The 12,269-nt window shown below is 60.9% G+C and carries 9 protein-coding genes; all 9 read left to right on the top strand.

Annotated elements, in window-relative coordinates; all coding sequences use genetic code 11:
- Positions 1 to 14: 14 nt before the first annotated feature.
- Positions 15 to 1,826, top strand: coding sequence for a malto-oligosyltrehalose trehalohydrolase (gene treZ / locus ACI7MX_RS19985; protein ID WP_405590907.1), 1,812 nt, complete (start codon positions 15 to 17; stop codon positions 1,824 to 1,826).
- Positions 1,819 to 3,900 carry a 4-alpha-glucanotransferase gene (malQ, locus tag ACI7MX_RS19990; protein ID WP_314483324.1) on the top strand — a complete coding sequence of 694 codons (2,082 nt, stop codon included), beginning with the start codon at positions 1,819 to 1,821 and terminating at the stop codon, positions 3,898 to 3,900. Before treZ ends, malQ begins: the two co-directional genes overlap by 8 nt.
- Entirely contained in the window at positions 3,897 to 6,665 is a 2,769-nt protein-coding gene (locus tag ACI7MX_RS19995) for a malto-oligosyltrehalose synthase (protein ID WP_405590903.1), read from the top strand. Before malQ ends, ACI7MX_RS19995 begins: the two co-directional genes overlap by 4 nt.
- Before the next feature lie 16 nt (positions 6,666 to 6,681).
- Complete coding sequence (locus ACI7MX_RS20000; protein ID WP_314483320.1) at positions 6,682 to 6,921, top strand: DUF2934 domain-containing protein; 240 nt, start codon at positions 6,682 to 6,684, stop codon at positions 6,919 to 6,921.
- 104 nt (positions 6,922 to 7,025) lie between these two features.
- Entirely contained in the window at positions 7,026 to 9,188 is a 2,163-nt protein-coding gene (gene glgX, locus ACI7MX_RS20005) for a glycogen debranching protein GlgX (RefSeq protein WP_314483318.1), read from the top strand.
- 2 nt (positions 9,189 to 9,190) lie between these two features.
- Positions 9,191 to 10,192, top strand: a complete 1,002-nt coding sequence (locus ACI7MX_RS20010; RefSeq protein ID WP_405590899.1) for an acyl-CoA dehydrogenase — start codon at positions 9,191 to 9,193, stop codon at positions 10,190 to 10,192.
- Positions 10,189 to 10,947: a PIG-L deacetylase family protein gene (locus tag ACI7MX_RS20015; protein ID WP_405590896.1), complete on the top strand. Its 759-nt coding sequence runs from the start codon at positions 10,189 to 10,191 to the stop codon at positions 10,945 to 10,947. Before ACI7MX_RS20010 ends, ACI7MX_RS20015 begins: the two co-directional genes overlap by 4 nt.
- A 3-nt stretch (positions 10,948 to 10,950) precedes the next feature.
- Complete coding sequence (locus ACI7MX_RS20020; protein ID WP_405590894.1) at positions 10,951 to 11,550, top strand: class I SAM-dependent DNA methyltransferase; 600 nt, start codon at positions 10,951 to 10,953, stop codon at positions 11,548 to 11,550.
- Positions 11,547 to 12,248: a glycosyltransferase gene (locus ACI7MX_RS20025; protein WP_405590891.1), complete on the top strand. Its 702-nt coding sequence runs from the start codon at positions 11,547 to 11,549 to the stop codon at positions 12,246 to 12,248. Before ACI7MX_RS20020 ends, ACI7MX_RS20025 begins: the two co-directional genes overlap by 4 nt.
- Positions 12,249 to 12,269 lie beyond the last annotated feature (21 nt).

The following is a 12,269-nucleotide window of genomic DNA, read 5'->3' on the forward strand; positions in this document are numbered from 1 at the left end:
AGAGGCCTTTATCGATGCCTTCACAGACATTGGCTACATGGCCCCACGGCGCCCACGTTCTGGATGCACACCACACCCGCTTTGCTTTGTGGGCACCTGACGCACACAGCGTCAGCGTGACCTTGCAAGACGGGCAATCAGTGGCCCTCTCCCCTGAGCCTGATGGCTGGTTTGTGGGTGAGGTCGAGTGCCCCAAAGGCACTCGTTATCGCTACTGCATCAATGGTCAAACCCAAGTGCCTGACCCGGCTTCTCGGGCCCAGGATGGCGGGATCGACGGTTACAGCGTGGTCATAGACCCGCAAGATTTCATTTGGCGCCACCGTGACTGGAAAGGCCGGCCTTGGCATGAAGCCATCATTTATGAACTGCATGTCGGTGTCCTTGGCGGTTATGCCGAGGTTGCCAAAGAGCTACCGCGCCTGGCGCAATTGGGCGTGACAGCCATTGAGCTGATGCCATTGGCGCAATTCAGCGGTGAGCGCAACTGGGGTTATGACAGCGCGCTGCCGTATGCGCCCCATGACACGTATGGGTCGCCCGCCGCCCTTAAAGCGCTGATCGATGAGGCGCATGGCCTGGGCCTGATGGTGATAGTCGATGTGGTCTACAACCACTTTGGCCCGCAGGGAAATTACTTGCCGACCTATGCCAAAGCGTTTCTCAATCAACAGCACCACACGCCGTGGGGGGCCGGGATCAATTTCGAGCGCCGTGAAGTCCGCAATTTCTTTATTGAAAATGCCTTGATGTGGCTGCTCGACTACCGTATCGACGGGCTACGGCTGGATGCGGTGCACGCCATTAACCATCCCGGATTCATGCAGGAACTGGCGCATCGCGTGCACCAAAGCGTCGATCCGGGCCGGCATGTGTGGTTGACACTTGAAAATGAGTTCAATCAGGCCTTTTTGCTGGAAAAAGACTTCAACGCACAGTGGAATGACGACGGCCATAACGTCCTTCACGTGTTGCTGACCGGGGAAACCGACGCCTACTACGCCGAGTTTGCCCGTCACACCAGCCAGCAACTGGCGCGCTGCTTGAGTCAGGGCTTTGTTTTCCAGGGCGAAACTGACCGTCACGGTCACGCCCGTGGTGAACCCAGCGGTCAGTTACCCCCCAGCGCCTTCGTGCTGTTTTTGCAAAACCATGATCAGGTCGGCAATCGCGCCTTTGGCGAACGCTTGCACCAACTATGCCCGCCTCAAGCGTTGCGCGCAGCCACGGCGCTGTTGCTGTTGTCGCCCATGATTCCGTTAATGTTTATGGGCGACGAAAGTGCCGCGCCCGAACCGTTCACCTTTTTTACCGACTACACCGGCGAGCTGGCAGAGGCCGTCTGCGAGGGGCGACGCAGGGAGTTTTCCGCCTTCACTCATTTTTCTTCAGGTGAGCATGCCCCACTGATCCCTGATCCCAATCTTCGCTCAACCTTTGAGCAGGCCCGCCCCTCTTTGCCAAACAGCGATGACGAAGCACGTCAAAGCATGCTTGCCCTGTATCAACAGCTGCTGCGCATTCGCCATCACGCCATCATTCCCCGTTTGGACGGTGCTCAGGCATTGGGCGCTCGGGTGCTGGCGACTGGCGCTGTCGCGGCCCGCTGGCGCATGGGCGATCACAGCGTGTTGCATATCGCCCTCAACCTGAGCGATCAACCGGTGCCCTATAACGCCCCGACCCAAGGCGAAATGGTGTTTGAAACCCCGCCACAGTTGGTCACGCACCTGAGCGAACATGGCCTGTTAGCGCCTTACAGCGCGCTGGTTTCTCTGGTTCCCAGCCCTTATCACCCCACGTCCCTGGAAAGTGCCCATGAGTGAATCACAACTTGAAATACTCGCCGGCCGCGCAGGTCTGGCCGTGGACTGGGTCGATGCCAACGGCCGTCCGCAACGCGTCGAGCCTCACGTGCTGCAAGCCGTACTGGCCGGCCTGGGCTTGCCCGCCGACAGCAATGCAGCGATTGAAACCAGCCTGTTGAATTTACAGCTTGAACAGCAAAACAAACGCCTGCCGCCCTTGCTGACCGCCGATGAAGGCAAAGGTCTGGATCTGTCCCGCTACTTCCCCCCCCACAGTCACTGCGTGGTGCACCTGGAAACGGGGGGGGCACTGGATATTCAACTGGACGCCGATGCCTATCTGCCCGGCATGATCCCCATGGGCTATCACCGCGCGCAAGTGGATGATCAGCACTTCACGCTGGCCGTCGCCCCGCCCCGCTGCTACAGCATGGCCGACGCCCTCAACACCCCGACGCCACGGGCTTGGGGCTTGAGCGTGCAATTGTATGCCTTGAGGCGCGAAGGCGACGGCGGCCTGGGCGATACCCAAGCGCTTGAACAGTTTGCTAAAGCGGCCGGTGAACGCGGCGCCGATGCAGTGGCCATCAGCCCCATGCATGCCATGTTCAGTTGCGACCCCTACCGTTACAGCCCGTATTCGCCGTCCAGCCGTTTGTTTTTCAACAGCCTGTACGCCGCCCCCGCTATGGTGCTGGGTGAAGTCGCTGTGCAGCGAGCCATTGAAGCCACCGGCCTGACCGACGAACTGCGCAGGCTTGAGCAATTACCCTTGGTCGACTGGCCTGCCGCCACCGCGGCCAAAAACACCCTGCTGCATCAGCTCTACGAAGATTTTCTGCTGGGCGAACAACCGTTGCGCGAAGACTTCAATCAGTTTCGCGACAACGGGGGCGAGGCCCTCGAAAACCACTGCCGCTTTGAAGCCCTGCAAGCTCAGCACGTAGCCGAGCATCAAGGCTTGGACTGGCGCCAGTGGCCCGAACAATGGCGCGACCCCAATAGCCCCGCTTTGTTGGTATTTGCCGAAGAGCACGCGCACAGCATTGGGTTTTTCGCCTTTTGCCAATGGCTGATTGCCCGCTGCCTGGCGCACACCCACAAAGCGGCCCGCGCCAGCGGCATGCCCATTGGCCTGATCGCCGACCTCGCTGTGGGCGCTGATGGTGGTGGCAGCCAGGCCTGGTGCCGTCAAGATGAACTGCTCGCCCAACTGACCGTAGGCGCCCCTCCTGACCTGCTCAATCGCCAGGGGCAAGGCTGGGGAATTTCGGCATTTTCCCCGGATGGCCTCAAACGCAACGGCTTTCGCGCCTTTATCGAGATGCTGCGCGCCAATATGGCCTACGCAGGAGGGCTGCGCATCGACCACGTGATGGGCCTGCAACGGCTGTGGGTAATTCCCTTGGGGGCTCAACCCCATGAAGGCGCTTACCTGTATTACCCGGTTGAAGACATGCTGCGCCTGCTGGCCCTGGAGTCTGTGCGCAGTCGCGTCATTGTGCTGGGCGAAGACCTGGGCACGGTGGCCGACGGCCTGCGTGAAAAGCTCAGCGAGCGCGCCATCCTCGGCATGCGCGTGCTGCTCTTCGAACAGGATTACGGCGCGCGCTTCAGGCCCATCCTCGATTGGCCCGACAACGCGCTGGCCACCACCAGCACCCATGACCTACCGACGCTCAACGGCTGGTGGCTGGGGCGCGACATCGACTGGAATGTCCGACTGGGCATGGTCGATGAGCCCACCGCGACGCATTGGCGCGAACACCGTCAACATGAGCGCGACGGCTTGCATCAAGCCCTGAGTGAGGACCCGCAAAACTTTCAGAACGAATCCGGCAGCGCAGATAAAATACTCGATGCCAGCGCCCGTTTCCTCGGGCACACGCGCGCCCCTCTGGTGCTGCTGCCCATCGAGGATGCATTGGGCCTCGAGGAACAGCCCAACCTGCCGGGCACCGTCAGTACCCATCCGAACTGGCAGCGCCGCCTGCCCGGCGACGCGCAAGACTTGCTCGACTCGGCAGAGGCTGCGCGTCGTCTGGAATTACTGGCCTGCGCACGCCTGCAAGCACAGGAGCGCGATCAATGAACCGCCCCGTGGCCGTGGACTGGCGCGCCACGATGCGCCTGCAATTTCATGCCGGTTTTACCTTGGATGACGCTCGCAAACAGGTGCCCTACTTTGCCCGTCTGGGCATCAGCCACCTCTATGCATCACCCTTGCTGACCGCCCGCGAAGGCTCCATGCATGGCTACGATGTGGTCGACCCCACCCGCGTCAGCCCGGCGCTGGGAGGGGAAGACGCCCTGCGCCGGCTGGTGGCCGAACTGCGCGCACACAACATGGGGTTGCTGCTCGATATCGTCTCCAACCATATGGCCGTGGGCGGCGCCGATAACCTGTGGTGGCTCGACCTGCTGGCCTGGGGACGGGCCAGCCCGTATGCAGAGTTTTTCGACATTCAATGGCACTCTGCCGACCCGCTACTGCAAGGGGTGTTATTGCTGCCGTTTCTGGGCGACGACTACGGCCCCACACTGCAATCAGGCGGCATTACTCTGCGTTTCAATGCTCAGCAGGGGACGTTTCACGCCGAGCACGGCCCGCATCATTTTCCGATTTGCCCGCTGGATTACCCAGCACTTCTGAGCGCCAGTGGCCTGCCCGAACTTCAGTCCGTGGCCCAAGGATTTTCTGCTCTGACCCAGTTTGGCAATCCCCGCGATCAAGCGCCGGCATTGCACCGCCAACTGGCAGAGTTGAGTCGTTCGCCCACCACGCTCGCCGCCATCGAGCAGCAGCTGCTGCGCTACGATTCACGCAGCACCGAGGGCTTTGCGCGCCTGCATCAACTGCTCGAAAAACAATCCTGGCGATTGGCCAGTTGGCGCACAGCGTCGGACGACATTAACTGGCGGCGCTTTTTTGATGTCAACGAACTGGCCGGTCTGCGCGTGGAGCGGGCCACGGTGTTTGAAGCCACTCACGGCAAACTGTTCGAACTGATCGCTGAAGGTCTGGTTGACGGGGTACGGGTCGATCACATCGATGGGCTCGCCGACCCCGGCGGTTATTGCCGCAAACTCAGGCGCCGGATCGACGGCCTCAGCCCGGATCGGCACGTGCCAATCTATGTCGAAAAAATCCTCGCGGGCAACGAACAGCTGCCCGCTGACTGGGGCGTGGATGGCACCACCGGCTACGAGTTCATGAATCAGGTCTCACTGCTGCAACACCAGCCCGAGGGTGAGCAAGCACTGGCCTTGCTATGGGCCGCCCACAGCCACCGGCCTGCCGACTTCAACGCCGAAGCCTTGCTGGCACGCAAACAGATCCTCAACGGTGCGCTGGCGGGCGACTTCGAACGCGTGGCGCTGGCGCTGCAAGCCGTTGCGCGCAGCGACATCATGACCCGTGACCTGACCTTGGGCGCCATTCGCCGAGCCTTGCAGGCGCTGGTGATCCACTTCCCGGTGTACCGCACCTACATCACCGCCGCCGGCCGCAGCGAGGCGGATGATGCAGTTTTTGAGCAGGCACTGGCAGGGGCACGCGAACGCTTGAGCGAAGCCGACAGGCCGGTGCTCGACCACCTGCAACAGTGGCTGGGCGGCGCCCCTTGGCGCAGCCGCCCGGTGGGGCACTCGCGCACCTTGCTCAAGCAGGCCTGCGTGCGCTTTCAGCAATTGACCTCCCCCACGGCAGCCAAGGCCGTGGAAGACACCGCCTTCTATCGCTACGGGCGATTGCTGTCGCGTAATGACGTTGGCTTCAGCGCCGAGCGTTTCAGCGCACCCGTCGAGACGTTTCATCAGGCCTGCGAAACACGTCTGGCGAGTTTTCCTGACAACCTGCTGGCCACTGCCACCCATGACCACAAGCGCGGTGAAGACTGCCGCGCGCGTTTGGCGGTGCTCAGTGAACGCAGCGACTGGTATGCGCACTGCATTGCCCGCTGGCTGCCGCTAGCGCAGCAACTGCGGGCCGAACCGCCAGGCCCGAACCGCGCGGATGAGTTGCTGCTGTTTCAAATCATCCTTAGCAGCTGGCCACTGGATTTGCATCCCGATGACAGGCCGGGTCTGGAGCGCTACCACGCCCGCATTTGGCAGTGGCAACTCAAGGCCCTGCGCGAAAGTAAACTCGACACCCAATGGGCGGTCCCCAATGAGCCTTATGAACAAGCGGTCAACGCCTTTATCGAACGGCTGTTGCTGCAACCCGAAGGGCTGAGCTTGCGCACAGAGTTGTATGACGCCGCGGACTGCATCGCCCCGGCCGGTGCGCTTAATGGCCTGGCCCAATGCCTGCTGAAACTCACCACCCCCGGCATCCCTGATATCTATCAAGGGTGCGAAGGCTGGGACCTGAGTCTGGTTGACCCGGACAACCGACGCCCGGTGGACTATGCCCAGCTTCAACAAATGCTCGATGACAACCTCAGCCCGCAGGCGCTGCTCACAGACTGGCGCAGCGGCGCCATCAAGCAGGCCATGATTGCCCGCACCCTTGACCTGCGCGCCCGACACCCGCAGCTGTTCAGCCGGGGTCGGTATATACCCTTGGTAATCCGTGGGGAACATGCCGACCAGGTGTTGGCATTTGCCCGTCAGTGGAATGAGCAAGTGGCAATCATCGTTGTTCCACGTCTGGTCGCCAATCACACCCAAAAACATACGCCAATGCTTGAAAAAACACCCGTTTGGGGTGAAACCTTCATCGAATTACCGTTCGACGGAATAGATCTCAAATTTAAGGGATTTTTTGGCTCGCCCGCAGTCACTACAAATAGGACGCTAAGGGTCAGCGATGCTCTGGACACCTTCCCCGTCACCCTCATGATCAACACTTGAGTTCAGGAGCTTTGCGATGAGTACTAACGAGAAACGCATTCGTGAGTTTGCTTACCAAATCTGGGAGTCCGAAGGACAACCCCATGGGCAGGAAGCCCGGCATTGGGAGATGGCTCACAAACTGGCGCAGGCCGAGGCATCAGCCCAGGCCAAGCCACAAGCGTCCAAAGCGCCTGCCAAGGCCGCAGCCAAGCCTGTCGCCAAAGAGGCGACCGCGAAAAAACCCCGGGCACCGCGCAAGCCGGCCACCCCTTAACGCTGCCAGGTAACATTCAAGCGTCAATTCGAACAGGACCATCACGCCTGACGGGCACTTATTGCCCGTCGTTGGCGACCCGACCCGATTTTCCAGGAGCAACTATGTCTCAGCGCAAGTCAGCACCCTCTGCAACACCGGACGTTGAACCCTCGCGCATTCGCGAAGGGCTGCCCTTCCCGCTTGGTGCTACCTGGGACGGGCTCGGTGTTAATTTTGCGTTGTTCTCAGCCAATGCCACCAAAGTCGAGCTGTGCCTGTTCGACTCCACCGGCGAAGTGGAACTGGAACGTATCGAGCTGCCCGAATACACCGATGAGACTTACCACGGCTACTTGCCCGACGCTCATCCGGGGCAAATCTACGGCTACCGCGTCTACGGCCCGTATGACCCCAAAAACGGCCATCGTTTCAACCACAACAAACTCCTGATCGACCCGTACGCCAAACAACTGGTCGGCGAACTGAAATGGTCAGAAGCCCTGTTCGGCTACACCATCGGCCACCCCGACGCCGACCTGAGCTTCGATGAACGCGACAGCGCGCCCTTCGTACCCAAGTGCAAAGTGATCGACCCGGCCCACACCTGGGGCCACGACCATCGCCTGGTGGTGCCTTGGGAACGCACGATTTTTTACGAAACCCACGTGCGCGGCATCACCATGCAGCACCCTGCCGTCCCGGAAAACGTACGCGGCACCTTTGCCGGCCTGATGGTCGACGAAGTCATCGAACACATCCGCAAACTAGGGGTTACCAGCGTCGAACTGCTGCCCATCCATGCCTTCGTCAATGACCAGCACCTGCTGCAAAAAGGCATGACCAACTACTGGGGCTACAACAGCATTGCGTTCTTCGCACCCGACCCGCGTTACTTGGCCAGCGGCAAAATTGCCGAGTTCAAGGAAATGGTCGCGCACCTGCACGAAGCCGGGCTGGAAGTCATCATGGACGTGGTCTACAACCACACGGCCGAAGGCAATGAGCAAGGCCCGACCCTGTCCATGCGCGGGATCGACAACGCCTCTTATTACCGTCTGATGCCCGATGACAATCGCTATTACATCAACGATTCCGGCACCGGCAACACGCTGGATCTAAGCCACCCCTGTGTGCTGCAAATGGTCACCGACTCGTTGCGCTACTGGGCGCAGGAAATGCATGTCGACGGTTTCCGCTTTGATCTGGCCACCATTCTTGGGCGCTACCACGACGGTTTTGACGAACGCCACAGCTTTCTTGTGGCCTGCCGCCAGGACCCGTTGCTGCGTCAGGTGAAAATGATTGCCGAACCTTGGGACTGCGGCCCCGGCGGCTATCAGGTGGGCGGCTTCCCACCGGGCTGGGCTGAATGGAACGACCGTTTTCGCGACACCGTTCGCGCCTTCTGGAAAGGCGACGAAGGTCAATTGGCCGATTTCGCCGCGCGCATGACCGCCTCGGGTGAACTCTTCAACCAGCGCGGACGGCGCCCCTACGCCTCGGTCAACTTCATTACCGCCCATGATGGCTTCACCCTGCACGACTTGGTGTCTTACAACGACAAGCACAACGAAGCCAACGACGAGAACAATCAGGACGGCAGCAATAACAACCTGTCGTGGAACCACGGCGTCGAAGGCCCCACCGAAGACGAAGACATCAACGCCCTGCGCCTGCGCCAGATGCGCAACTTCTTCGCTACCCTGTTACTGGCCCAAGGCACCCCGATGATCGTGGCCGGTGACGAGTTCGCGCGCACCCAGAACGGCAACAACAATGCGTACTGCCAGGACAGCGAAATAGGCTGGATCAACTGGGAACTCGACGCTGACGGCAAGTCACTGCTCAAGTTTGTCAAACGCCTGATCAAACTGCGCATGAGCTACCCCATATTGCGTCGGGGCCTGTTTCTGGTGGGTCATTACAACGAAGAACTGGGCATCAAAGACGTGACCTGGCTGGCCCCTGAAGGCACCGAGATGAGCATTGAACAGTGGGAAGACCCCAATGGCCGCTGCCTGGGAATCTTGCTCGACGGTCGTGCCCAAGTGTCTGGCGTGCAGCGTGCAGGGGCCGATGACACGCTGTTGATCACGGTCAACTCACAACATGACGCCGTCGACTTCACCCTGCCTGAAGTGCCTGAAGGTTCAGGCTGGACGTGTAAGTTCGACACGTACGAACCCGATTTCAAAAACCGCGAAACGTTGGCTTTCAACAGCACTTACAGCCTCAATGGGCGTTCGATGGCGCTGTTCGAGCTGATCCGCACAGCCGAGGAATAACCATGGATCTGCACGGTTTTTTCAAGACTGTCACCCTGCCCCTGACCACTGCGCAGGCGCTGGGTGATTGCTTGCAAGAAATGGCTGATGCCGGACTGGACACCCTGCCCTTACCGGGCAGCGGGCGCACGCTGGAGCGTTGGCAGCAGCTGGCGTTCGTAGCGGGCAAAGACTTGGGTTTGTGCAAGCTCTATGAAGGCCATACGGACGCACTGGCGACCATGCAGGAACTGCATGCAGCGCGTCCGCCCGTTGGCAGCACCTGGGGGTTATGGGCCGCAGAACCGCCCAATGCCCGTGTGCAGGTGCGCAGGGTCAATGGGCAAGTCGTGCTCAGTGGTCGCAAGTCGTGGTGCTCGGGTGCGGCAGTGGTCAGCCACGGCTTGCTCACCGCATGGGATGAACAGGGTGCCGTGCAACTGGTGGCCGTTGAGATGAACCAACCGCACATCAGCATCACCGCCCACGGCTGGGAAGCCGTAGGCATGAGCGCTACCGCCAGTCTTGATGTGCACTTTGAGCAGGCGCCAGCGACCTGTATCGGCAGCCCCGGCGACTATTTGCAGCGCCCCGGCTTCTGGCAAGGTGCAATTGGCATCGCCGCGTGCTGGCATGGCGCCGCCAGCGCGCTGGCCCACACCCTGCAACAGCACTGTAGCCAGCGCGCCGACCCCCACGCGTTGGCGCATTTGGGTGCGGTGAATGCCGCCTTGTTCAGCGCTACCTGCGTGTTCGCCGAGTGTGCCCGGCAAGTGGATGAAGCGCCCACGGCTGACGCGCAATTATTGGCCCGTCAAACCCGCGCCCATGTTGAAGCCTGCGTTGAACAGATCATCGCTCACGTCGGTCGGGCGCTGGGAGCTGGGCCGTTTTGTAAAAACCCTCACTTTGCCCGTATGAGTGCCGACCTGCCGGTCTATCTACGCCAAAGCCATGCCGAGCGCGATCTACAAGTGCTCGGTGAACAGGCGGCCCTGCTGCCCGAAAGGACATGGCCATTATGACCACCAACCTGATTGTGGGCGCAGGCACCGGTCTTGATCACTGGAGCAATGCCCGGTGTCTGGCGAACATGCCGAAAATTGACCCGGCCCGTCTGGTGCCAGAAGGCGCTCGCGCCGTCATTATTGCCCCACATCCCGATGATGAAATTCTGGGCTGCGGCGGTTTGCTGCAACTGCTGCACGGAGCCGGTCATTCGTTGCTGTTGATTTCCATCACGGATGGCACGGCCAGTCATCCGGGGTCTGCTGAATGGCCCCCGGAGCGTTTGCGTCAGGTTCGCCCACAGGAGTCCGAAGAGGCTTTGAAGCGTCTGGGCCTGAGCGGATTGAACTGGGTGCGCGGCGGGTTCGAAGACACTCAGGTCGCCAGCGAAGAGGCCGCGGTGAGCGCATTCATCATGCGAAACCTGCGACACGGCGACGTGGTATTCGCCACCTGGCGCGAAGACGGCCACAGCGACCACGATGCCGTGGGACGTGCCAGCAGTCGAGCTGCCGAAGCCGTCGGTGCGACCTTGCACGAAGTGCCTGTGTGGGCGTGGCACTGGGCCCATGATGACGATCCCCGCGTGCCCTGGAAGCGTGCGCGCAAGGTGTGCTTGAGCCCTTATGCCATCGCCCGCAAACGTTATGCGGCGCACGCGTTTACCAGCCAACTGGAACAAGACCCGAGCACCGGGTTGGACGCTGTTTTGCCCGCGCCAGTGCTGGAGCGCTTGTTGCAACCGTTCGAAGTCGTGTTTTTACAGGAGTGAAGCATGAGTGTGCCCACCACCTTTTTTGATCAGCTTTATGAACACAACCCCGATCCCTGGGCCTTTCGTGACCGTTGGTACGAGCAGCGCAAACGCGCGCTCACCCTGGCCAGCCTGCCGCGACAGCACTATGCGTCCATTTACGAGCTGGGCTGTGCCAATGGCGAACTGAGTGCGGGGCTGGCCCAACGCTGCGACCGCTTGTTGTGCTGCGACGCGGCGGCCAAAGCGGTCGAACTGGCGCGTGAGCGTTTGAGTCATTGCGCCCACGCCCACGTGGAGCAGACCCGCATACCGGAGGACTGGCCCGACGAACAGTTCGACCTGATCGTGCTCAGCGAACTGGGTTACTACCTGGATGCGCAGGCGCTGCAACACCTGGTTGAACGGGTGTTGCGCAGCCTGACCCCTGACGGACAATTTCTGGCGTGCCACTGGCGACCGGCCATTGAAGGCTGTTCACTGACCGGTGATCAGGTCCATGACCTGCTGCACGACACACTGGGTTTATACCGGCTGGCGCAGCACCTTGAAGACGACTTCGTTCTTGAAGTCTGGAGCCGCGCCCCTATCTCAGTGGCACGGCGGGAGGGCCTGCGATGATTGGCATTTTGATACCAGCCCATAATGAACAGGACCTGCTTGCGCAGTGCCTGCAAGCCGCGTTGGCGGCGGCTAAGCACCCAAAGCTCAACGGTGAAAGCGTGAGCGTGGTGCTGGTACTGGACAGTTGCAGCGACCGTTCGGCTGAAATTGCAGCTGGCTACCCCATCCACGTGCTGCACATCAATGCCCGCAATGTCGGGGCTGCTCGCAGCCTTGGCGCGCAATGGCTGCTGGAACAAGGTGCGCGCTGGATTGCCTGCACCGACGCCGACAGCCTGGTCGCAGAAGACTGGTTGTATGCGCAACTGGCGCTCAACAGCGATGCGGTGTGCGGCACCGTGGCCGTAGACGATTGGGGCACCCTGATCGACGCGCCAACCCAAGCCCGCTACCACGCAGCATACGAAGCGTGCGACGGGCACCGGCACATTCATGGTGCCAATTTGGGCTTCAGCGCCCGGGCCTACCAACAAGCGGGCGGGTTCGAGCACCTGACCTGCCATGAAGATGTTCAATTGGTGAAACAGCTGCAAGCCAGCGGTGCAAGCATCGCCTGGAGTCACCGGCCCAAAGTGACCACCAGCGCCCGGCTGGACTGTCGAGCTGCAGGGGGTTTTGGCGATTACCTGAAGTCCCTGCTAGCGTTGCCTGCACCTGATCAACATCAACCGGACTCGCGTCCCGATACGCTATAACTGCCTGTGTGCCGAACGGCC

The sequence above is a fragment of the Pseudomonas sp. 2024-210 genome, assembly GCF_045062345.1.
GTDB lineage: Bacteria > Pseudomonadota > Gammaproteobacteria > Pseudomonadales > Pseudomonadaceae > Aquipseudomonas.